The sequence below is a fragment of the Sorangium sp. So ce375 genome, from assembly GCF_051473855.1.
In the GTDB taxonomy this organism is placed as follows: Bacteria; Myxococcota_A; Polyangia; order Polyangiales; family Polyangiaceae; genus Sorangium.
The window spans coordinates 8,840,087-8,862,618 of record NZ_CP150335.1; the positions used below are offsets into that span (position 1 = coordinate 8,840,087).

The window sequence follows — 22,532 nt, forward strand, 5'->3', positions numbered from 1 at the left end:
ATCGCTCGCCGAACTCCCGTCAGCCCTCAGCCGCCGTGGCACACCGCTTCGATGTTGTGCCCGTCGGGATCGCGCACGAACGCACCGTAATAGCCCGGGTGGTACTGCGGCCTGAGCCCCGGCGGACCGTTGTCGACGCCTCCAGCTGCCAGCGCGGCCCGGTAGAACGCGTCGACATCGGCCCGCGTCTTCGCGACGAAGGCCACGTGCAAGCTGCCCTGCAGGGGAGTCCCTGTGCCGATCCAGAAATCCGGCTTCCCGGGGGCCCCGAGGCCGGCGTGGGAGCCCGCGCCCCCGGTCATCTCGGGCGTGACCTCCATCACGAGCCCGTAACCAAGGGGGGCCAGGGCCGCCAGATAGAACGCCTTGCTCCGCTCAAAATCCGAGACTGGAAAACCGATGTGGTCGATCATCATGTGTACCATCATCGCCCAGACTGGCATGCGCCAGCCGAAGAAATGACTGCGCCTCTCCTTCCCGTTTTCCGTCGAGGCGCGCAACAGACGACACGCTGTGCACCTCTGTGCACCGTTGCGATGAGTCCCCCAGGATTACCATCGTCAGCAGGAACTCGGCATGGCGCGCCACGGCCGCTTGTGTGCCGGACCAGTGATCCGTCCACACACGATTTTCGCTCGGCGCCACCGCTCCGCGGGCGCCCCGCTGCCGGGCCTACCGCGCGGGCCGCGCGCTCTCGCGCTCGAGACCGCGGAGGGTTTCTTCCAGCGCTTCCTGGGTGATGAGACCCACGTACCGGAACACCTCCCGGCCTTCGGCATCCAGGACGATGACGCTCGGCACGTGGTGCAGCCCGGCGAAGGGCCCCTCTCCGGCGATCGTCGGGGCGTCGGCGAGCGCCACCGGATACGGGAGCTTGAGCGTCGCGACGAAGGCCTCGACGAGCGGCCGGTTCTCGCTCGCCTCGAGGACGAGGAGCGCCGCGTTGACGCGCGGCGTGTGATCGCGAAACAGCCCCGCGATGAACCGCGCCTCCGCCTGCGACGCCACGTCGTACGTCGCGACGAAGCCGATCACGCTGAACCTGCCCGAGAGCGACGCGGTCGAGAGCTCGCGGCCGTCGAGGGTCTCGTAGGAGAAGCTCCGCACCGGGCCGCGCGCCGGGACAACCGCGGGCGCCGGAGGCCCCGCCGCCGGCTCCCGGACGGCGTCGCCGCCCCCGCCGCAGCCGATCGCGAGCAGCAAGAGCGGCGTGCAGACCGGCGCGCGAGGCCTCATGGCAGGGGATCGCCCTCCAGGTGCGCGTCGAAGAGATCCGCGCAGAGCTGCAGGGAGGGCGGGAGCTCGGCCCCCTTGCGCTGCTGCGCGAGGACGGCATGGCACAGCTCCTCGATGACCAGCTTGATCGGCGTGGCCTCGAGCTGCGCGCCGTCGAGCACGATCCCGGGACCGGGAGCGTCCTCCGCGCGGACGATCGGGTCGTGCCGCGCCCAGGCGATGCCGTCCTCGGGGAGATAGCGACACCAGAGCACCCGCACGAAGCGCAGGTAGAGCGGCGTCACCAGCGCCACCACCCGATCGCCCCCCGCGGCGACGCCGCGCAGCGCGAATCCGCCCGCCGGACGCGGATCGAGGTCGTCCCCCCCGATCGCGACCTCGATCCGCTCGCGGCGCCCCGCGTCGCCCTCGACCGACAGGAGCGGCGCGTAGATCGCGACCGCAGGGACCTGCAGCTTGGGCGCGTCCTCCGCGAGGACGTCGAGCCACGCGTCGCGCGCCTCGGGGCCGAGCTCCCCGTACACGTGGGCCGCAGCGATGGCGGCCTCGGCGTCGGTCGCGAGCGCCGCGAGCCACTCCCTCCACGCGGCCAGGATGCGCGGATCGAGCAGCGCGCCGGACGGCGCGGGCAGGCCCTGCGCCGCGCCCTCGTGAGAGGCAGCGTCCAGCGAGGGCTCCTGGGCGAGATCGACCGAGCTCGGGTCGCGGCGCTCCGTCATGCCCCCCTCAGCGCAGCGCATCGCGGCGCCGCGCCCCGACGTCCCGCTCCAGATCGAGCAGGAGCTCGGCGAACTCGTCGCCCCGACCGAGCGGCGCCGCGAGCGTGAGCTCTCCGCCGCTATACGCGAACAGGAGCGCGACGCCGTCGCTCGCCTCGACGATGCCCTTCACGAACACGACGTCCGCAGGATCGACCACGACGTGCTGCACCAGCATCCCGGCGCTCGCATCCGCGATCGAGAGGGGCCCGCGCGCGGGCCCGAGCTGCCCCACGCCGCCCGAGGGCTGACCGCCGGCCGGAGACGAGGACGCGACGCGCCTGGAATTGCTGTCGTTCCGGCCCATGGACGGCGGAGCTAAGCACCGCTCGCCTGAGGGATCCAGCGGGCACACCCGGCGGGGATGGCCAGCCCCCTCGCCGCGTCAAGAGGCCGCGTTCGTCCCGCGATCCGTGGACCCCAGGGCGTTCTCGAGCCCGCCGATGCGCGGTGAGGATCGTCGGGCCGCTCACCTTCACCGCTTCGTCATCATCCGCGCCGGCGGCTCGCCGGCGGCGCCGTCGGGACGCGACAGGACGCAAGCCCGAACCAGACGAGAGCCGACGAGAGCCGACGAGAGCCGACGAGCGCCGACGAGCGCCGGCGCCTCGATCCGGGGCAGACGGGCTCTGGAGCCCATGGATCGCCCGGGAGATCGCCGCGCGGGGCGAAAGCGCCGCGAGGGGCGCTACACTCCCGCCGATGTCAGCCTCACGAGCCTGCAGCGAGCGAATGGCGGAGCGCCGCGAGACGTGCCCGGCGCCGCAGCCGAAGACCGCCGTCGACGACGACGAGCGCGAACACGACGAGCACGACGAGCACGACGGCAAGCTGCTCGACCTGCCCCCGCTCGGGCACGGCGAGGAGGAAGGGGGCGACGAGGGCTTCGACGACCTCCTGCAGACGCTCGACGACGCGGAGCACGGGCTCGATGACGCGAACGCGAGCGACCTGGAGATCGGCGTCGAGCTCACGGTGGACGACGAGAAGACCGGAGAGGATGAGCCCGCGGAAGAGGGCGTCGACGTCGGGGCGCTCCACGAGGGGATCGCGGACGCAGACGCGGGCTCGTGGCTGGCCGATGAGGCCGTCGAGCACGACGACGCCGAGCAGGACGATCTCGACGACCACGGTGGAGCGCATGGCGACGACGGCGGCGCGGAAGGGACGGGAGAGGACCCGTCGAACGACGTGGACGAGGGCGAGCTGCCGGCGCTGGACGCGGACCAGGACGGCGCGTACGAGGGCGAAGATCTGCTCGCGGAGCTGCCCGATCTCGCGGACGACCCGGCCCCGGGCTGGGATGCGCTGCCCTGGATCGTCGTCGAGGGCGCAGGCGCCGCCGTCCCGTGCAGCACGCTCGCGGTGGCCGGAGGCTACGTCATCGCAGGGAACGCGGGCGCAGAGCCCGGGATGACGAGCGAGCCCCCCGCGCGAACGGGAGGCCGCCCGCGCCGCGCGGAGCGGGCGGGCGGCGATCGCGGGACCGTCCTCGTCGTCGACCCGGGCGCGCTGTCCGCGCGCCGCGCCGGCATCGACGCGTCGGCGTCCTCGATCGCGCTGGCGGAGAGCGCGATCTTCATCGCCACGCGCCGCGGCAACCTGCTGCTGAGCGACGACCGCGGGAAGACCGCGAGCCCGCTCGGCGCGTGGGGCACGGGCGGCGCGCCGGTGACGCTCGCGACGACGCCGGGGCGCCTGTGGGTGCTGGCCGGCAAGACGCTGTGGTCGCCCGCGGCCGGCGCGGTCGTCGTGCCGCCGGAGGCCGACTCCGTCGTGACCGCGAGCTCGCCCCGCCACGACGCAGCGCCGTCGCCGTCGCCGTCGAAGGGCGCGCTCTCGCTGTCACCCGGGCCCGCGCTGCGGGACGGCGTGCTCCGGATGAGCGCGAGCGAGGGGGTGATCGTGGCGCTCACGAGCGCGGCGGATGGACCGCAGATCGAGCGGCTCCGTGGCGACGACGAAGGCTCGCCGGTCGTGCCGCTGTCCGGCGCGGCGCGACGCGCCGCGGAGGCCGACGACTGCCGGCTCGCGGCGGCGGCCGGCGGGCGCTCGATCGCGATCTCCGGCGCGGGGCTCCTCTGCGTGTCGCGCGACGGCGGCGAGACCTTCCGCGTGCTGGAGGGGCTCGCCGTGGTGGTCGCCCTCGCCTTCGCGGGCGACCACAAGGCTTCGCCGCTGCTGGCGCTCGTCGCCCGCGAGGGCGAGCGCCGTGCGCAGCTCGTCCACGTGCCGTCGAGCGCCGCCCCCACGCTGGTCGCCGAGATCGGGGCGACGCCCGCCGGCACCCCCGAGGAGGAGGCCGCGTCGATCGGGCCGGCGGCGCTCGCCTGGGACGCGTCGCGCGAGGTCGTGTGGGTCGCGTGCTGGGCGGGCCTCGTCGCGCTCACGCGACAGAGAAAGCACTGACGGTCGCCCTCCGCCGCGCGAGCGGCGGCAGCGCGGCGCCGGCTCGCCGCGCTCGTGCGACAGCGCGAGCGCGCGCGGGCCAGCCGAGCGCTCAGCCCTCGACGAACGACGCGTGCAGCAGGCGCTGCGCGGCCGCGACGTCCGCGGCGTCGACGAGGGCGCCGAGGCGCAGGGGGCCTGCGACCGTGAACCGAGGCGCGAACCCGGCGCGCCCGAGGACCTCCACGAAGCGCGCGAGCGGCTCCGCCGTCGCGGAGAGGCCGTCGCCGACGACGCTGACCGCGGCGAGCCCCTCGACGAGCTCGAGCGACGGCAGCAGCGCGGCGAGCTTTCGCTTGGCCCCCTGCCACTCGGGCACGTTGAGGAGCGGGATCACGAGCGCGCCGCCGCCGGGACCGAAGGAGAGATCCCGGAAGCCCAGCCCGAGCTCGCCCGCCGCGCGGAGGAGCTCGTCGAGCCGGAGCCCGCCGTGAGCCCGCGCCAGGACGACGTTGCCCTCGGCGACGATCGCGCGCGCCGTGAGCGTCGGAGACGCCGATCCCGGCGCGAACCGGCGCACCACCGTCTCCCGCGCGCCGGGGCCGGCGTCGAAGGTCGACCGTGCGTACAGGGCCACGCCGGAGCGCCGCGCCCACTCGACCGCCTGGGCGCAGACGACCTTCGCGCCGCACTCGGCCATCTCCTGGAGGACCGCGCAGTCGAGCTCGGGCAGGTGACGGGCGTCCGGGACGACCCGGGGATCGGCCGAGTACACGCCGTCGACGTCGCTGTAGATCTCGCAGCGCTCGGCGCCGAGCGCCGCCGCGAGCGCCACGGCCGTGGTGTCGGAGCCCCCGCGGCCGAGCGTCGTGATCTCGCGGCGGTAGCTCATCCCCTGGTAGCCAGCGACGATCACGATGCGGCCGCGGGCGAGCTCGTCCTCGATGCGGAACGGACGGACCTCGATGATGCGCGCGTCGAAATGGCGATCGTTCGTGAGGATGCCGGACTGGGAGCCCGTGAACGAGATCGCCTCGAAGCCCCGGGCCTGGATGGCGATCGAGAGGAGCGCCATCGAGACGCGCTCGCCGGTCGAGAGCAGCATGTCGAGCTCGCGCCGGGGAGGATCCGCGGCCGCGTTCGCCGCCTGCCGGGCGAGCGCGAGCAGGCCGTCCGTGGTCTTGCCCATCGCGCTGACAACGACGACGACGTCGTTGCCGGCCCGCTTCGCGGCGACGACGCGCTCGGCGACCTTGCCGATCCTGTCGACGTCGGCGACCGATGAGCCGCCATACTTCTGCACGATGATCGGACGGCCCGCCTTCGCGGGCGAGGCGCCCGGCTCGCTCGGCGAGCCCTCCTGCTGGGCGCGGTTCGACGGCTGCTCGGCCATGCTGCACCTCCAAGCGCTGCGCGCGCTGCGCAAGAGCTCGGGCTATCACGGGCGCTGCGCGCGGGCCAAGCGCGCAGCGACGCGCCGGCGCGGGCGGCACGCGGGGCGCGAGGGCGCGCTCAGCCGAGCTCGCTCTGGAGCAGCATCTCGTAGAGCTCCGCCTCGGACTCGCGCCCCTCGGCCCGCGCCCTCGCGGCGAGCCGCGCGAGCACGTTGCGCCGCCGCGGCGCGACCACGTGGCGGACGGCGTCGTCCCCCTCCTCCATCCGCGCCGAGAGCAGGGCGAGGAGATCGAGATCGCGGCCGAGCCGCTCGAGCACGTCGGCGAGCGCCATCGCCACCTCCTGGTCGGTGGGATCGGCGCGGACCCGCTCGGCGAGCCGCTCTGCCAGGAGCTCGTCGTCGACGCCGAACACGCGGGCCAGCGGCACCTGCCCCTCCGCCAGCGTGACGCTGCTGGGGATGGGCACCGCGAGGTCGGTCGACGTGTCCGTGCCGTCGAGCGTGGGCATCTCATCGATGATCCCGGGGTCGACCGGCGCGACCTTGGGCGGCGCGGCCGGCGCGCGCGGGCCAGGGGGCGGCTTGATCGGCGCCGAGGCGACCACCACGGGCTCGGGCGGGATCGTGCGCCGGCGCGGGGCGGCGACGTGGACCTCGATCCGCTGCTCGCTCGCGCGGGGCCGCTGGACCGGGCCAGGCGACGCCGCGGCAGGGGGCGCGGCGGGAGGCGCGATCTCGCTCGAGACGCGGCGGAAAGCGGCGGTGATGCCAGGATCGCGCGGCCGGAGGCGCAGCGCGAGGCCGAGGTGGCGCTGCGCCGCGAGGAGATCTCCCCGGGATCGCTCCTCGATCTCGGCCGCCTCGACGAGCAGGGCCGCGACGGCGGCGGCGCGGTCGCCGAGCGGCGCTCCCCTCGCGCGAGCGGCCCCCGCGTCGTCGGCGCGGCCCTGCAGGGCGAGCTCCACCGCGTCGCGCAGCCGCCCGAGCGCGACCGAAGCTCCCCCGAGATCACCGAGCCCGGCGCACCAGCGGCCCTCGAGCAGCCGCGCCTGCATCGCCTCCGGCACGCCGGGCGGGATGCCCCGCACGCGCGCGATCGCCGCCGGGAGATCCCCCGCGATCTCTGCGAGCCCGCGGCCGAGCTCCAGGTCGAGCGCGCACGCGGACGCGCCGCTGCGCGCGGCGAGGACGCGCGCGCGGGCGAGGAGGTCGAGCGCGCGCCTCCCCTCCCCGGCCGCCCGCAGCGAGCGCGCGAGGCCCGCGACCGCGTCAGGGTCCTCCGGCGCGTAGCGGAGCGCCCGCTCGAAGAGCACGCGCGCGTCGGCGACGTGGCCCTGCGCGAGGAACGCCTCCGCCGCCCTGCGAGACACGGCGTGGCGCGCCTCGGCGCCGTGCGCGGAGGCCTCGAGGTGCTCGGCGTCCGCGAGCGCGCCGCGCACGTCGGCGACGTCGAGCCGCGCACGGAGCCGCGCCCAGCGCAGCGCCTCGATCCCGGGCGCGCGCGCGACGCCGAGGTTCAGCGCGTCGAGGCGCACGTCGACCGCGTCCGCGAGCGCCGCCGCGCGCAGCCAGGCCAGCGCGGCGAGCGGGCCATAAGGCTCCGCGTGCGCGGCGCGGGCGAGCGCCGAGAACGCGCCGTCGCGATCGCCGACCGCCTCGAGGAGCGCGCCGCCGAGGAGGCCGGCGTCCACGGCGGGCATGGCGTCGATGACGGTCGAGAGCGCCCCCTCGGCGCGCTCGCCGATCACGAGATCGATCCAGGCGAGCCGCGAGGAGAGCTCGGGGTGCCGCGGGGCGCGCTCCAGCGCGGCGAGGTAGGCGCGGCGCGCCTCGTCGAGCCCGCCCGCGGACGCGAGCTCGTCGGCGGCGCCCGCGAGCTCGGCCACCTCGAGCGCCCTGAGCGCGCGGTCGCCCAGCGCCGGAGCCGCCGCGCCGAGCGCGCCCTCGGCGCGGAAGCGGCCCGCCTCCGCGGTGACCGCGGCCCACTGCACCCCCGCCACCGCGGGCGCCCTCGCGCCCGCTTCGGGCAGGAGCCGGCGGATGATCCGCTCGACCGCGGCGTCCAGGACGATCGCGCCCTCGACGAGGCGCCCGTGCGCGCCTGCCATCATCGAGAGCGCCTGGAGCGCGAGCGCGTGCGGCGGGGCCGCGAGGCCGATGCCGCGGGCGCGCTCCGGCAGGAGCCTGAGCGCGCGCTCCCCCGGCGCCACGGCGACCTCGAACGCGAGCGCCGCCTCGCCGGATCGCAGCGCGACGAGCGCGCCGTCCTCGATGGGCGCGATGATGAGCTGCGGCGCGCCGTCGCCGAGGAAGCCGCGGAGCCGCGGCGCGGCCCAGCCGGCGAGCGCGGTCCCCTGCGCCTCGACGGCGAGCCGCACGAGCTGGCCGCGCCGGTGCCGGAAGCGCGCCACGCCGCCGGAGAGGTCGACGGGGAACCGGATCCCGGCGAGCCGCACGACGAGCTCGGTGACGCGGAGCGGACCGAGCGCGAACGGCTCCCCGAGCTCGATGGCGAGCGCGCCCTTGCTGACGGCGAGCCGGAGGACGGGGCGGTCGTCGGGCGGACGCGGGGCGGCGCCGCCGCCGGGCGCGAGCGCGCGGATCGACGGCGCAAGGCCCAGCGCGCGCGCCGGCCGGCCGCGCCTCTGTCCAGCAGCCATACCCGCCAAGGGTATCAACCCGGCGGCATTTCAGGCGAGTTCACGGCGATCGCGCCGGACGAAGCGGGGCGGGGCGGGTCAGAGCTCGCCCTTGGCGAGCTTGTCCTTCATTTTCTGGATGAGCGCCGGGAACCCATCCTTCTTGATGATCTTCGTGAACTGCGCGCGGTAGCTCCCCACCAGGCTGACGCCCTCGGTGACGATGTCCTGCACGAGCCAGGTGCCCCCCTTCTGGGAGAGCTTGAAGGCGATCTCGACCGGCTCCTCGCGCGCGTCCTTCTTGGAGACGGCCTTTGTCTTGACCGTCATGACGCCGCCTTTCTCGGCCTCGTCGAGGTACTCGATGTTGAAATCGAGCGTCTTCTTCAGGTTGCGCTCGTAGGCCTTGCGCACGAGCTGCTTGAGGAGCTCGCTGAACTGCTTCTTCTCGGCGTCGGTCCGGGCGGCCCACTCGCTGCCGAGCGAGCTCTCCGCCAGCGCCGAGTAGTCGAGCATCTCGTCGAAGACCGCGCCGACCTTCTTCTGGCTCTCGCCCCCTCCCTTCTTCAGGAGGTCGAACAGGACCGCCTGCTTGGCCTTGACGACGTCCGTCGCCGGCCCGGCGCTGGCGAGGCCCACCGGGCCGAGCGTGAGCGCGAGCAGCGAGAACGTCGCCGCGAAGAGATGGTTCATCCTGCGTGTCACGTGTGGTTCTCCTTCTGTACCTGCGGGCCGCGAGCGCGCCTCGGGACGCTTCTACTGCTCACCCTGTCCTTCAGCAAACGGCCTGGCAAACGGCCTGCCAGGTGGGACGGGGGGCCCGGCGGCCCGGCGACGTCGTATCCCTGCTCTCCACGAACACCGCGAAAAGAAACGGCAATCCGCCTGCACTGGCCCGCTTCCCAGGGGCAGACGAGGGTCTCGGCGGCCTATTCACGCGCCGGGGCGGCCTCTGCACCGATCTCCCGCCTGGGCGCTTGGGGGGGAAGCTCGGGGGCGACTCGGCGGAGCGTGAACGGCGCGCCACGCCCCCCATGTGACGTGCAGCGAGCGCGGCGGCGCGAGCTCCGCGTCACCACGACGGGCGCGATCCCGGGGCGAGCTGCGCGGCGCCCGTGAGGCGCTCCGCGTCGCCTCCCCCGGGCGGCCGGTCAGGGATCCGCACCCGGAACGCGGTGCCCTCGCCCTCGCGGCTGTCCACCTCGATCGCGAAGCCGTGATCGTCGAGGATCCGCTTCACCACGGCCAGGCCGATGCCCATGCCGTGCGTGCGGGTCGTGAAGAACGCGTCGAAGAGGCGGTCGCGGGCGCCCACGGGGATGCCTCGCCCCTGATCGCGGATCTCCAGGAGCCAGGCGCTCGCGTCGCGCCAGAGGCGCACGGTCACGACGGCGCCGGCCGAGCTCGCCTGGATCGCGTTCCGCACGAGGTTCCAGACGACCTGGCGCATCTGGGCTGCGTCGGCGGTCACCGGCGCAGACGGCGGCCCATCGAAGCGGACCTCGACGTCGCCGCCGCGGCCCGAGCGCCCCGCGAGCACGACCACGTCGCGGGCCGTCGCCGAGAGGTCCACGCCCTCGAGCGCCGGCACCCGCGGGCGCGACAGATCGAGCATGTCGCCCACGAGATCGTTCAGGCGCGCCGTCTCTCGCTCGATGATCTCGCAGAGCTTCCGGTCCTCGTCGGAGAGCGTCCCCCCCGTGCGCAGGAGCTCGATGGAGCCCGCGATCGAGCCGAGCGGGTTCCTGATCTCGTGGGCCAGCCCCGCGGCGAGGCGGCCCAGCGCCGCGAGCCGCTCGGCCTGCTCCGCCCGCGCCGTGGCCTGCACGAGCCGGCCGCCCGTCGCGCGCAGCCGCTCTGCCAGGTAGCTCGCGAGCAGCGTGACCACCACGATCGCGAGCAGGTTGACGAACATGGGGTACCGGAGCTCGCCCCACTGCGTCACGTACGCCCCGATGGGCTGGTCCGGCGGCACCCCGACGAGGTGCAGCCCGAGCGCCGCGCACAGGACGAGGTACGCCGCCGCCCCCGACGCCGCGGCGACGATCGCGCCGGGGAGCCCGAGGAGGATCGCGCCCGTCAGGCAGGTGAGGCCGTAGAGCGACGTCGCGCCGCTCGTGGCCCCGCCGGTGATGTACACGAGCGCGGTCCAGGTGATCTGATCGGTCACGAGCTGCGCCCGCGCGATCGCGCGGAGGGCGCGGTTCATGCGCAGGAACACGGCGTAGATGCCCGAGACGCCGTACGCGGCGGCGACCGTGACCAGCGCGACGATGCTGGAGAAGCTCCCCGGGGTGAAGCCGCCGAGGTACACCGCCGCGGTCACGACGAGGAAGACCGTGAGCACCGCGAGGCGCAGCGCGATGAGCCAGGTGAGCCGGCTCGCGAGCGGCGCCTCGGCGCCGCCGGGCGCGCCCGACGGGAGCGGCACCGCGGGCGATGAGCCGCGCGCGTCGATCGACGGCGCGGCCTGGACGTGATCTCGCGGCGCCCCGGCCTCGCCGCGCAGGCTCGCCGGGGAGGCCGCGGGCGACATCACTCCGCCTTGATCTTGCCGGCGAGATCGAAGATCGGCAGGTACATCGAGATGAGCACGACGCCGACCATGCCGCCGACGATGACCATGAGGAGCGGCTCGAGCAGCGACGTCAGCGCGGAGACGGCGACGTCGACCTCCTCTTCATAGAAGTCGGCGATCTTGTTGAGCATCGTGTCGAGTGCGCCGGTCTGCTCGCCGACCGCGACCATCTGCACGACCATGCCAGGGAAGACCTGCATCTCGCCCAGCGGCTCGGCCATGTTCTTCCCCTCGGAGATCTTCTGGCGCGAGTACATGAGGCCCTCCTCGACGACGACGTTGCCGGCCGTCTTCGCGACGATGTCGAGCGCGTCGAGGATCGGCACGCCGGAGCCGAGCAGCGTGCCGAGCGTGCGGGAGAACCGCGCCACGGCGATCTTCTGCATCACGGGGCCGAGGATGGGGAGCTTGAGGATGAGGCGGTGCACCATCCGCTTGCCGGCCGGCGAGCGGTAGAAGTAGGTGCCTCCGACGACCGCGCCCACCGCCAGAACGATGATGAGCGGGAGGTAGGTCACGAACACCTTCGAGGTCGCGATGACGATCTTCGTGAGCTGCGGGAGCGCGTCCTTCGCCCCGAACTCCGCGAACATCGTCTCGAAGGACGGGATGACGAACGACATCAGCACGACCATGACGACGATCATGATCACGATGACGGCGATCGGGTACGCGAGCGCGCCCCGCACCTGGCGCGCGAGCTTCACGCGCTTCTCGATGTAGATCGCGAGCCGGTTCAGGATGCTGTCGAGGATGCCGCCCACCTCGCCGGCCTGGACGAGGTTGACGAACAGGTCGTCGAAGATCTTCGGGTGGCGGCGGAGCGCGTCGCTGAACGTGGCGCCCTGCTCGACGGTGTTCTTGATGTCGCGCAGCGCCACCTGGAAGATCTTGTTCGGCTCCTGGTTCGACAGGATCTCGAGGCACTGCACCAGCGGGAGGCCCGCGTCGATCATCGTCGCGAACTGGCGGATGAACTTGACGAGGTCCTTCGGCTCGACGCCCGAGCCGAAGGACAGGCTCAAGCTGAGCGGGGTGCCCTTCTTCTTGACCCGGGTAGGGTTGAGCTGCTGAGCGCGGAGGCGGTTCTGCACCGCCGCCTCGTTCTCGGCCTCCATGGTGCCCTTCCGGATCTCTCCGGTGCGGCCGCGCGCCTCCCAAACGAACTCCGCCATAGTGCTCCCGGTCTTCTCCCTGGTCCACGGCGGGCCGAGCCGACGCGCCGGGGCAGCCCCGCCTCGGGGACGCCAGGATAAAGTTGCGGGAGGTCCAGGGTCAAAGACGGTGGGGCGTTCTCTGATCCAGGGGGCGAGGCGGTGGGGGACGGTGCGACGGGGGAGGCGGCAGGGAGAGGGCGCCGCGCGGAGACCCCCGCCGGCGCTCACCTCGTCCCAGCCGGATAGCTCCCGCCGATCCTGATGCGCCGGGATGGGGGACACGGCTCGCCACAGCTCGCACGCTGGCACAAGGGGCGGGTCCTTCGGCCAGGGTGGTGGGCCATCTGGACACGACGGTGTGCCATCTGGACAGGGTGGTGGGTCATCCGGACACGAGGGTGTGCCATCCGGACAGCGTAGAGGGTCATCTGGACACGAGGGTGTGCCATCTGGACAGCGCGGCATGCCATCAGGACACGATGGGCGTCTCCCACGGACATGGCACAGGTTCCCCCTGACGAAACGCGTCGTCGCCACCGGATCGTGCGATCGCTCCCGTCATGTCGAGAACGTGGCGTCCGGTCCGGATGGGTCGCCACCGAACGAAGGAGCCGTCGGCACGTGGCCGCAGCGAGAGCTAGCTACGCCCGCGCTCCGCCACGTAGCGGACCGCGCCGTGCACCTCGCGGAGGAGGGCGCCTTCCCGGCGCTCGACGCGCACGAGGTCCTGGTGGCCCTCCCACGCGCCGACCGGCGCGACCAGGATGCCCCCGTCGCTCAGCTGCTCCTCGAGCGCCGCGGGCGGCTCGGTCAGCGCGTACGTCACCGCGACCTTCCAGGGCCGCTCCGACGGCGACGTCGCCTCGCGCGCGAGCACGCGCTCGGCGAGCGCGCGCCCATCGCCGCACAGCAGCGTGACGCCCGCGCCCTCGTCCGACGGACCGGCGCCGCTGGCCGCGAGCACCTCGTCGCCTCCCCGGAGATCCGGCCGCGCGCCGAGCAGCCGCACCGCGCGCGCGTACAGCAGCGGGTCGATCTCGATGGAGGTGACGTGGCCGCTCGGGCCGACGATGCGCCGCGCGAGCGCCGCCCCGTAGCCGGTGCCCGTGCCGAGCTCGAGGAGGCGATCGCCCGGAAGGAGGCCGAGCAGGCTGTACGTGAGCAGGTACGCGTGCGGCGCGCTCACCGTCGCTTGCCCCGCACGGTCGAGCGGCAGCGGGGTGTCGTCCGCGGACGCCGCGAGATCCTCCGGCAGGACGAAGCGCTCGCGCGGCACGAGCAGGATCGCGTCCAGGTAGTGCGCGAGGAACTCGAAGCGGCGCGCGAGCTCGGCCACGAGCGGCGCCCGCGCGACACGGCCGGCCTCGGCCAGCTCGACGTCGCCCGCGATGGCCGCGTCGAGGCGCTCGGGGACCGGCTCCCAGCGATCGGGCCTGCGATCGTCGTACCTCGCCGCGAGCGCGGCGAGCGGCGCAACGGCGGCGCGTGGTTCGGTGCCCGCGGGAGAGGCCACGGGGAGATCCTGAAGCAGGACCGCCCGTGCCGCTCGCTCTTTCGAGGAGCGCGCTGCGATTGTCCGCGCGGATTGTCCGCGCGTCGGCCGGCTCATCCGGCGCGCCGCCAGAGCTCGTTTGACAGGGGCGCCCCGCCCTCCCCATCCTCGGCCATGACCGCCGTCGATCTCACGCCGATCGCAGCGCTCGCGATCGAAGCGCACCGCGCCGCGCCGTGCGCGTGCGTCGCCGCTGCCGTACGCACGCGAGACAACGTCCAGTACGGAGCGGGCGCCGCAGGACGCATGTGGCTGGAAGGAAGCGCGCCGGCCGGCGCCCGCGGCGCGACGCCGCCTGCGGCGACGGGCGACGCGATCTTCGATCTGGCGTCGGTGACGAAGCCGTTCACCGCGCTCGCGTTCGCGCGGCTCGCCCGCGCCGGCAAGCTGGGGTTCGACGAGCCGCTCGAGCAGGTGCTGCCCGAGCTCGCAGGCTCGCGATCGGCGCGCGTGCCGATCGAGCTCCTCGCCGCGCACCGCGCCGGGCTCGAGGCGCACCGCCCGCTCCATCCGCCCGGCGACGACGCGCCGATCGATCCCCTCGGCGCGCTGCTCGCCTGCGCGAACGGGCGCCGCGAGGAGTGCGCGGGGGATCCGCCCGCGGGAGGGTTCCCGCCGGTGTACAGCGACCTCGGGTACCTGCTCCTCGGCGCCGCGGTCGCGCGGCGCGGCGAGGCCGAGCTCGACGAGGTCATCGCGCGGGAGGTCACGGGCCCGCTCGGGCTCGCGGTCGCGCCGGTCCGCGCGCTCCGCCGCCGCGATCCGCGGTTCGACGAGCGCGTCGTCCCCACCGAGGACGTCGCGTTTCGCGGGGGCGTGATCCGCGGCGCGGTGCACGACGACAACGCCTGGATGATCGCGCGCGACGGGATGGCCGGACACGCGGGCCTCTTCGGCGACGCCATGTCCGTGGCGCGGCTCGGGGTCGCGCTGCTCGAGGCGCTCGCGGGCGAACGCCCGGAGTGGCTCGCGCGCGACGAGCTCCGCCGGCTGATCGAGCCGCGCCCAGGCGGGTCGCTGCGCGCCGGGTTCGACGGCAAGAGCGGCGAGAGGCCGAGCTCCGGCGCGCGCTTCGGCCCGCGGACCTTCGGCCACCTCGGCTTCACCGGGACGAGCCTCTGGATCGACCCGGAAGCGGAGCTCGTCGGCGTGCTGCTCACGAACCGTGTCCACCCGACGCGCGCCTCCGACGCGATCCGTCGCGCGCGGCCCGCCGTCTATGACGCGATCGCGGAGGCGATGGCGCGGGCACGATGACGCGAGGGGCGGATGGCGCGTCGCATCGCTCCCGCGTTTTCGCGGGCCGGCGCGGAGCGATGCTAGGCTGCCGCGGTGTCACACGGCGCCGTCCCTGAAGAGCTGGGCCCGTCCTCCGGGCTGGTTCGCTCGCCCGCAGAGCCGCCGCGCGCGCCCGGCGAGCCGCGCCCCGGCGCGGTCCAGCGCGAGCGCGGCGGCGCGGGCGGCGCGCCGAGGCCGCCCGGCGGCGCGGGCGACGCCCCGCCGCCCAGGTCCGCCAGGGCGCCGCTGCGCCCGCAGGGCCACGCCGTGCAGCCGCGCTCGCTCCGCCAGAACGCCGCGCAGAGCGGCCGCTTCGTCCGCGCGTACCTGACGACGTTCACCGTCCTCGCGAGCTACCTCTGGTTCTTCTTCCTGCGCCGCCTCTTCGGCGAGACGTGGGCGAACAACCGCGTGGACGAGGTCCACGCGAAGAACGCCCGCCGCATCGAGCGCACGATCGTCGAGCTCCAGGGCCTCTTCATCAAGGTCGGCCAGATGCTCAGCATCATGGCGAACTTCCTCCCCGCGACGCTGCGCGCGGGGCTCGAGGGGCTGCAGGACCAGGTGCCGCCGCGCCCCTACGAGGAGATCGAGGCGCGCATCGCCGAGGAGCTCGGGCGCCCCATCGGCGACGTCTTCGCCCGCTTCCACAGGGAGCCGCTCGCGAGCGCTTCGCTCGGCCAGGTGCACGAGGCGTGGCTCATGGACGGCACGCGCGTCGCCGTGAAGGTGCAGCACCGCGACATCGACGAGATCGTCCGCCTCGACCTGCTCACCATCCGCCGCATCATGGCGATCGTCGCGCAGTTCGTCCCCGTGCAGGGGCTCGACGCCTACTACCACCAGATCCGCTCGATGATCCTGGAGGAGCTCGACTTCGTGCGCGAGGCCAGGAACATCGTGCGCATCGCCGACAACTTCGCGAAGCAGCCGCAGGTCCGGTTCCCCCGGCCGATCGACGCCTACTGCACGCGCCGGGTGATGACGACGACGTTCGTCGAGGGCATCAAGGTGGGCGACGTCGCGGCGCTCGAGGCGCACGGCGTCGATCGCAGGGCGCTCGCCCGGCAGATCGTGCAGGTCTTCTGCCAGCAGATCTTCATCGACGGCATCTACCACGCGGATCCGCACCCGGGGAACATGCTGGTCGGGCCGGGCGGGGAGCTCATCCTGCTCGACTTCGGCGCGGTCGCCGAGCTCTCCCAGGAGATGCGCGAGGGCATCCCCGAGTTCCTCGAGGCCGTGATCCGCCGCGACACGGAGGGGATCATCAAGGCGCTGCGCAAGATGCGCTTCTTCTCGCGCCGGGACGCCGTCGACGTCAGCGAGAAGGTCGTCGAGTTCTTCCACCAGCGCTTCCAGGACGAGGTGAAGCTCGAGTCGTTCAACCTGAAGGACATCAAGCTCGACCCGCAGAAGGGCATCGAGAGCCTCATCGACCTCAGGCGCATGAACATCGGGCTGAAGGAGCTCTCCGGCGCGTTCCACGTGCCGCGCGACTTCGTGCTGCTCGAGCGCACCCTCCTCCTCTTGACCGGCGTCTGCACGCAGCTCGATCCGGATCTGAACCCGATGGACGTCGTGCGCCCCTACCTGCAGGACTTCGTCCTCGGCAGCCGCGACTGGGCCCAGATCGCCCTCGAGGCGGCGAAGGACATGGGGATCAAGGCGCTGACGATCCCGGACGATCTGCGCAAGTACCTCACGCGCGCCAACCGCGGCGAGGCCGAGGTGAAGATCCGGGGCCTCGCCCAGGCCGCGTCGCTCGTCTATACGGGGGTGCGCCAGCTGATCTACGCGTCGCTCGCCATCGCGGCCGGCTTCGCGGGGCTACAGCTCTACCTGGCTGGCCACGCGGCGCTCGCGCGCTATTGCCTCTACGGCGCCGCGGCGGCCGGGGCGCTGCTCGCTGGGAGCATCCTGTTCACGAACCGAGGGTGACGAGACGCCATGAGCTCGATCGATCTGTCGCAGTACGAGGCCGCCCTCGCGGCCGCCGAGGCCGAGGTAACGCGGATCAGGGAGGCGAACGCCGCGCTCGCCGAGGAGTACCGCGGCTCTCGGGCGGAGGACGCACGCGAGATCCTCCGCCGCGGCGCGGCGTCGCTCGCCGCGGCGCGCGACCGCTGCGAGGCGGCGCGGGTCGCGCTGAAGCTCGCGCAGGCGACCGGCTCGCCGCACGGGCTGCTCGCGCAGGACGGCGTCGTCTCGGGCTCGGTGGCCGTCGCCATCCCCGCCGGCGCGCCGAGCGGCGAGCGGGCCCGCCTCGTCGAGGAGGCGCTCTCGGCCGAGCTCACCGGCATCGCCCGCGACCTCGGCGTGGTGCTCGCCGCGCCCGCCGAGCGCTACACGCGGGAGCGCCCCGGGCGCGACGCGGAGGGGCGCACCATCCTGGACGTCTCCGGCCACGTGGAGGGCGACCTGCTGATGCCCGCCGTCTCCAAGGCGGCCAAGAACGCGCGCAGGAGCTGAGCGCGGCGCCGGCGGCCGGCGCCTCTCGAGCGAAGGCGCGAGAATTCAACGCAAAGTCGCGAAGGCGCGAAGGCGCAACGAGAAGATCTCTTTTTTGCGCCTTTGCGCCTTTGCGTTGATCTCCCGGCTTCCAAGCCGATCGGTGCTCCAGCCCGGCGCTCAGGCCTTGAACGCGGCGATGATCGCCGCGGCCCGCTCCTCGACGCGCGCGCGGAGCGGGGCGAAGCGCGCGTCGGCGCGCGCGGCGTCGAGCACCCCGCAGCGCTGCATCCAGAGGGCGTCGAAGAGCCCTGCGTCCACCGCGCCGGCGAGCACGCGGAAGAGCGCGTCGTGCTCGCCGAGGAAGGCGAGGATCTCGGCGTACATCTGGAAGATGAGCGGGCGCAGCCGGCTGCCCGGCTCGGAGGTGTCCGCCTTCGCGCTCAGGAACGCCCGCTGCTCGTCCGAGAGCCGCGACGTCGCGAGCACGTCGCGGTAGATGCGCGCGTACTGGATCGGGAGGGTCTCCGTCGCGAGCGGCAGGTCGTCGATGGGGAACGGGGCGCCGCGCCACAGCCCGAAGCGGGCGCGCATCACCGCCTTGTGATAGCGGCTCGACGGGTCCTCCGCCGGCAGGTCGAGCAGCACGCCGGCCGCCGGCCAGTCGCCGAGCAGCGCGCGGCCGCGCGCCAGCTCCCAGCGCGGGAACGGCTCGCTCGGATCGAGCGCCAGCGCCGTGTCGAGCCGGAAGAACGCCTCGTCGACGAGCCCCGCCTCGAGGAGGAGGCGGCCGAGCAGCTCGTGCGCCTTGGCCAGGCTCGGCGCGCACTGGAGCGCCTTGCGCAGCGCCGGGACGGCGCCGACCGGATCACCCGCGCTGAAGCGGACCGTCGCGAGGGCCACCCACGGCTCGCCGAGCGCGGGGGCCAGCGCGATCGCCCGCTCGGCGGCCTGCTGCGCCTTCGCGAACTGCGCGGCGCCGTCGCCCCGCGCGCCCATCAGCCGCGCGGAGGCGATCGCGTAACCGGACAGGATGTTCGGATCGTTCGGAGAGAACGACAGCGCCTCCTCGAAGAGCGTCACGGCCGGCGCGGCGTCCCCGTACCAGAGGCGCCGCATCTGGTGGCGCGCGCGCAGGTACAGGTCGATCGCGCGCGGGTCGCTCGGCGCCTCGCGCTCGCGGCTGGCGGCGTCGACGGTGAGCGCCGCGGCGATCGCGCCCGCCGCGTCGTCGCTCACCGTCAGCAGCGCCTCGGGCGAGCTGTCGAACCGCTTCGCCCAGAGCTGGAACCCGTCGTCGACGCCGATGACGCGCACGGTCACGCGCACGCCGCCCGGCGGCGTGCGCGACGCCGACCGCGAGTACGGCGCGGAGGGCTGCGAGCGCGGCCCGTCCGGCCCGTAGCCGCCGCCGGTGCGGCGGATCGATCCCTCGACGACGACCTGCACGCCGAGCTCGCGGCCGATGTCCCTGGGATCGCGGCCGTCGAGCCGCACCCGGGACACCGCGGCGCGCGGCCGGACCTTGAGGCCGGCGGTCATCGACAGGGTGTCGGTGAGGTCCTCGGTGAAGCCGTCGGCGAGGTATTCGTCGTCCGGTGCGCCGACGTTGCGGAACGGGAGCACGGCGACCGTCTTCAGCAGGGACGTGGGCGTCGGCGCGGGCGTCGGCGCGGGGGCCGACAGCGTGGGCGACATGAGCCGCCGCTGCGGCGCCGTCGTCGCCTCGTGCGACGAGGCTGCGACCCGGGTCGGGTTCTGCTGGGTCGGGTTCTGCTCGATCGGCTGCGGCGCCGTCGGCGCGGCCGTGGCGGAGGACGCGGCGATGGCGGACACGAGCGACTGCGCCGGCTGCGGGGCGATCGACAGGCGCGAGCGCGCGAGCAGGAGCGCCCGATGGGCCTCGGCCGCGCTGGCGTAGCGGTCCTCTCGGCGCATCGCCATGCACCTCAAGACGACGTCCACGACGGCGAGCGGCACGTCCGGACGGACGGAGCGCGGGTCGGGCGGCGGGGACTTGAGCCTGGACATGGCGGCCGCGATCGCGCCGGAGCCCGGCCACGCGCGCCGGTGGGTGAGGCACTCGAAGAGGATCATGCCGAGCGCGTAGATGTCGGTGCGGGCGTCGAGATCGGGCTCGCCGGTCAGCTGCTCCGGCGACATGTACGCGGGAGAGCCGAGCACGAAGCCCGACGACTCGCCGGCGCTCGGCCCGGACGAGGTACGCGCGATGCCGAAATCGGTGATGACGACGCGCCCGTTCCTGTCGATGAGGACGTTCTCGGGCTTGAGGTCGCGGTGCACGATGCCCGCGGCGTGCGCGGCGCCGAGCCCGTCGCAGAGCGCGCAGCCGATGCCGATGGCCTGCTGCGACGGCATCGGGCCCGTCCGCGCGAGGACGCTGTGCAGCGATTCGCCCTCGACGCACTCCATCGTGAGGAACTTCTCGCCGTCGTGGTCGCCGAAGTCGAACGTCCGCGCCACGTTCCTGTGCGTGACACGGCGCGCGAGCTTCACCTCCTGCCGGAAGCGCTCGAGCATCCCGGCGGAGTCAGCGAGATCACGCCGGAGCATCTTGAGGGCGACCACCTCGTCGAGCTCGACGTCGCGGACGCGGTACACGCTGCCCATGCCGCCGGTGCCGAGCAGGCCGAGGATCTCGTAGCGCCCGGCGATGCGCTGGGGCGCGGCGACGAAGCCGGACCCCTGGCTCGGCTCGCTGCGGGGCGTCGGCTCGGAGGCCGTCAGTCGCCTATCGCTCACGAGCTCAGTCTACCCACGCTGAAGGGTAGAAGTCAGCGCAAGCGAACCAGCGAACAGAAAACATGAAATCCGCCGCGTCCTGCTCACCTCGACATACCTTCTTCCCGCTTCCGCTCCCGGCGTCGCTCCGTTATATGTACGTGCCTCGCGGGTGGACGAATGCAGCATCGCACCAAGCATGAGCCGTCGTCCTCGCTGCTGGAGGTCAGCCTCGATCCGGGCGAGGTGTTGATCGCGGAGGCGGGCGCGATGGTCGCGCGCTCGCCGAGCCTGCGAACGGAGGTCCAGCTGAACGCGGGCCGCGCGGCCGGGCTCCTCGGGCGGCTGAAGGCGTTCGTCATCGCGCTGCTCCGGAAGCTCGCGGGGGGCGAGACGTTCTTCGTGAACCGGATCGAGGCGCCGGAGGGCGGGTGGGTGTGGCTCGCTCCACCGCTCAGCGGCTGCGTCAAGCACGTCCGCCTCCAGGGAGAGCCGGTGCTCTTCAGCGCGGGCTCGTACCTCGCGAGCGCGGGCGACGTCGATGTCGAGGTGCGCTGGGGTGGGCTGCGCGCCATCCTCGCGCGGGAGGGCGTCTTCTTCATGGAGGCCTCCGGCGTCGGGGACCTCTGGATCACGAGCTACGGCGCGATCGAGGAGCTCGCCTGCGACGGGTCGCTCCTCGTGGACGGCGGGCACCTCGTCGGGTTCGATGCGTCCCTCGCGCTGAAGATCAAGAGCCCTGGCGGCGGGCTCACGGGCCTCATGGTCTCTGGCGAAGGCGTCGTGTGCGAGCTCTCGGGCCGTGGCCGCGTGCTGATCCAGTCGCGCAGCGCCGGCGCGCTCGTGGGGTGGCTCGCGCCGCTGCTCCCGCCCTGAGCGCGCGGCGGAGGCGTTCGATGCAGGTGAATCTCCTCTACCGTCCCTCCCAGGCCCTCGCGCAGTGCCGGCTCGACCCGGGCGAGCGTGTGTTCGCCGAGAGCGGCGCGCTCGTGGGCATGTCGACCAACGTGCGCGTGGAGACGCAGTCGGGCGGCATCATGTCGGGCTTGAAGCGGATGCTGGCCGGAGAGTCCTTCTACAGGAACGCGTTCATCGCGGAGGGCGGGCACGGAGAGGTGCTGTTCGCGACACCGCTCTCCGGGGACATGGCCGTGCTGGAGGTGGGTGACAGGCAATGGTGCGTCCAGAGCAGCGCCTATGTCGCGTCCAGCCCCGATGTCGAGGTGAAGCCGCGCTCTTCGGGCCTGCGCGGCTTCTTCTCGGGGGCGGGGATCTTCGCGCTGGAGACGGCCGGACAGGGTCGGATGATCATCGGCGCGTTCGGCGCGCTCGAGGAGCTCGCGGTGAGAGGGCACGTCGTCATCGACACGGGGCACCTCGCAGCGTGGGAGTCGACGCTCACCTGCAGGGTCGGCAAGAACACGTCGACGTGGCTCGGCACGTGGCTCTCGGGCGAGGGCCTCGTCTGCCACGTCGAGGGGCACGGCAGCCTCTGGGTCCAGTCGCGCAATGCCGGCAGGTACGGCGCGGCGATCGGCGCGCGGCTCGCCCCGCGGCAACCCTAGAGATCGGGGGACGGCGTGCGCGACGAGATCCGAGACAACCCAGAGTTCGGCGTCCTCCACGTGACCTTCGAGCACGCCGGCGAGCAGATCGTCGCGGAGAGCGGCGCGATGGTCGCCCGCGACGCGGCCATCGACATGAAGACCAGCCTGCAGGGCGGTCTCGGCAGCGCGCTCAAGCGCAGGCTGACGGCCGGAGAGAGCCTCTTCCAGAGCACCTTCACGGCGACGGCGCCCATGCAGTCGATGCGGCTCGCCCCGGCCCCCGAGGGGTCGATCGAGCGCCTCGTGCTGCGCTCGGGCATGGAGGTCTTCCTCCAGTCGGGCGCCTATCTCGCCTCCACGCCCGGCATCACGCTCGACGCGAAGTGGCAGGGGGCCAAGGGCTTCTTCGCCGGCGGCCTGTCGCTGCTCCGGGCCTATGGCGAAGGGCTGATCTGGTTCTCGAGCTACGGCGGTATCCACGCGATCGACGTCGGTCGCCAGCACGAGGGATATCTCTGCGACAACACACACCTGCTCGCGTTCACCGAGGGCTTGAGGTATCACGTGCGGAAGCTCGCGGGCCTGAAGGGCCTGTTCCTGTCCGGCGAGGGGCTCGTCTGCGAGTTCCGGGGGCACGGGAGGCTCTGGCTGCAGACGCGGAACCCGGGGGCGCTCTCGGCGTTCCTCCACCCGTTCCGGCCCGTGGGCGGCCAGTAGGCCGCCGCGCGGCGCTGCCCGCGGATCCTGGACGGAACGCGCGCGGCGCGGCGCCGCGGCTGCGCGTCCGGCGAGGAGGGCCGTCGAGCGGCC

General features: G+C 73.7%; 18 protein-coding genes. 7 read left to right on the forward strand and 11 right to left on the reverse strand.

Features of this window, described 5'->3' with window-relative positions:
* Positions 1 to 26 precede the first annotated feature (26 nt).
* The 4 genes from WME90_RS32745 to WME90_RS32760 all read right to left on the reverse strand — a co-directional run bounded on the left by WME90_RS32745 (position 27) and on the right by WME90_RS32760 (position 2,301).
* Positions 27 to 413, reverse strand: coding sequence for a VOC family protein (locus WME90_RS32745; protein ID WP_437283687.1), 387 nt, complete (start codon positions 411 to 413; stop codon positions 27 to 29).
* A 259-nt stretch (positions 414 to 672) separates the two neighbouring features.
* Positions 673 to 1,236 carry a TlpA family protein disulfide reductase gene (locus tag WME90_RS32750; protein ID WP_437275971.1) on the reverse strand — a complete coding sequence of 188 codons (564 nt, stop codon included), beginning with the start codon at positions 1,234 to 1,236 and terminating at the stop codon, positions 673 to 675.
* Entirely contained in the window at positions 1,233 to 1,955 is a 723-nt protein-coding gene (locus WME90_RS32755; protein ID WP_437275972.1) for a hypothetical protein, read from the reverse strand. Before WME90_RS32755 ends, WME90_RS32750 begins: the two co-directional genes overlap by 4 nt.
* A 7-nt stretch (positions 1,956 to 1,962) precedes the next feature.
* Positions 1,963 to 2,301 carry a hypothetical protein gene (locus tag WME90_RS32760; RefSeq protein WP_437275973.1) on the reverse strand — a complete coding sequence of 113 codons (339 nt, stop codon included), beginning with the start codon at positions 2,299 to 2,301 and terminating at the stop codon, positions 1,963 to 1,965.
* 425 nt (positions 2,302 to 2,726) lie between these two features.
* Here WME90_RS32760 and WME90_RS32765 point away from each other — a divergent pair, with 425 nt between their 5' ends.
* A complete protein-coding gene (locus tag WME90_RS32765; RefSeq protein WP_437275974.1) occupies positions 2,727 to 4,403 on the forward strand; it encodes a hypothetical protein in 1,677 nt (558 codons plus the stop codon).
* A 91-nt stretch (positions 4,404 to 4,494) separates the two neighbouring features.
* Here WME90_RS32765 and WME90_RS32770 read toward each other — a convergent pair whose 3' ends face one another.
* The 6 genes from WME90_RS32770 to WME90_RS32795 all read right to left on the reverse strand — a co-directional run bounded on the left by WME90_RS32770 (position 4,495) and on the right by WME90_RS32795 (position 13,665).
* Positions 4,495 to 5,775 (reverse strand): aspartate kinase, encoded by a 1,281-nt coding sequence (locus WME90_RS32770; RefSeq protein WP_437275975.1) that lies wholly within the window; start codon positions 5,773 to 5,775, stop codon positions 4,495 to 4,497.
* A 119-nt stretch (positions 5,776 to 5,894) separates the two neighbouring features.
* Positions 5,895 to 8,438, reverse strand: coding sequence for a tetratricopeptide repeat protein (locus tag WME90_RS32775; protein ID WP_437275976.1), 2,544 nt, complete (start codon positions 8,436 to 8,438; stop codon positions 5,895 to 5,897).
* 78 nt (positions 8,439 to 8,516) lie between these two features.
* Positions 8,517 to 9,122 carry an MlaC/ttg2D family ABC transporter substrate-binding protein gene (locus WME90_RS32780; RefSeq protein ID WP_437275977.1) on the reverse strand — a complete coding sequence of 202 codons (606 nt, stop codon included), beginning with the start codon at positions 9,120 to 9,122 and terminating at the stop codon, positions 8,517 to 8,519.
* Positions 9,123 to 9,489: 367 nt separating this feature from the next.
* Positions 9,490 to 10,953 carry a sensor histidine kinase gene (locus tag WME90_RS32785; protein WP_437275978.1) on the reverse strand — a complete coding sequence of 488 codons (1,464 nt, stop codon included), beginning with the start codon at positions 10,951 to 10,953 and terminating at the stop codon, positions 9,490 to 9,492.
* Positions 10,953 to 12,170 (reverse strand): type II secretion system F family protein, encoded by a 1,218-nt coding sequence (locus WME90_RS32790; protein ID WP_437275979.1) that lies wholly within the window; start codon positions 12,168 to 12,170, stop codon positions 10,953 to 10,955. The genes WME90_RS32785 and WME90_RS32790 overlap by 1 nt, the downstream gene beginning before the upstream one ends.
* 619 nt (positions 12,171 to 12,789) lie before the next feature.
* A complete protein-coding gene (locus WME90_RS32795) occupies positions 12,790 to 13,665 on the reverse strand; it encodes a protein-L-isoaspartate O-methyltransferase family protein (RefSeq protein ID WP_437275980.1) in 876 nt (291 codons plus the stop codon).
* 153 nt (positions 13,666 to 13,818) lie between these two features.
* Here WME90_RS32795 and WME90_RS32800 point away from each other — a divergent pair, with 153 nt between their 5' ends.
* The 3 genes from WME90_RS32800 (at position 13,819) to WME90_RS32810 (ending at position 17,454) form a co-directional block, all read left to right on the forward strand.
* Positions 13,819 to 14,961: a serine hydrolase domain-containing protein gene (locus WME90_RS32800; RefSeq protein WP_437275981.1), complete on the forward strand. Its 1,143-nt coding sequence runs from the start codon at positions 13,819 to 13,821 to the stop codon at positions 14,959 to 14,961.
* Positions 14,962 to 15,036: 75 nt separating this feature from the next.
* Positions 15,037 to 16,923 carry an AarF/UbiB family protein gene (locus WME90_RS32805; RefSeq protein ID WP_437275982.1) on the forward strand — a complete coding sequence of 629 codons (1,887 nt, stop codon included), beginning with the start codon at positions 15,037 to 15,039 and terminating at the stop codon, positions 16,921 to 16,923.
* Positions 16,924 to 16,932: 9 nt separating this feature from the next.
* A complete protein-coding gene (locus WME90_RS32810) occupies positions 16,933 to 17,454 on the forward strand; it encodes a hypothetical protein (protein WP_437275983.1) in 522 nt (173 codons plus the stop codon).
* A 159-nt stretch (positions 17,455 to 17,613) separates the two neighbouring features.
* Here the strand turns inward: WME90_RS32810 and WME90_RS32815 are convergent, their stop codons facing one another.
* On the reverse strand, positions 17,614 to 20,196 hold the full coding sequence (locus WME90_RS32815) for a protein kinase domain-containing protein (RefSeq protein WP_437275984.1): 2,583 nt from the start codon (positions 20,194 to 20,196) through the stop codon (positions 17,614 to 17,616).
* A gap of 159 nt (positions 20,197 to 20,355) precedes the next feature.
* Here WME90_RS32815 and WME90_RS32820 point away from each other — a divergent pair, with 159 nt between their 5' ends.
* The 3 genes from WME90_RS32820 to WME90_RS32830 are packed head-to-tail and all read left to right on the forward strand — an operon-like array spanning position 20,356 to position 22,439.
* Positions 20,356 to 21,051, forward strand: a complete 696-nt coding sequence (locus tag WME90_RS32820) for a TIGR00266 family protein (protein ID WP_437275985.1) — start codon at positions 20,356 to 20,358, stop codon at positions 21,049 to 21,051.
* A gap of 20 nt (positions 21,052 to 21,071) precedes the next feature.
* Positions 21,072 to 21,740, forward strand: a complete 669-nt coding sequence (locus WME90_RS32825) for a TIGR00266 family protein (RefSeq protein WP_437275986.1) — start codon at positions 21,072 to 21,074, stop codon at positions 21,738 to 21,740.
* Positions 21,741 to 21,755: 15 nt separating this feature from the next.
* Positions 21,756 to 22,439 carry a TIGR00266 family protein gene (locus WME90_RS32830; protein WP_437275987.1) on the forward strand — a complete coding sequence of 228 codons (684 nt, stop codon included), beginning with the start codon at positions 21,756 to 21,758 and terminating at the stop codon, positions 22,437 to 22,439.
* Positions 22,440 to 22,532: the final 93 nt, after the last annotated feature.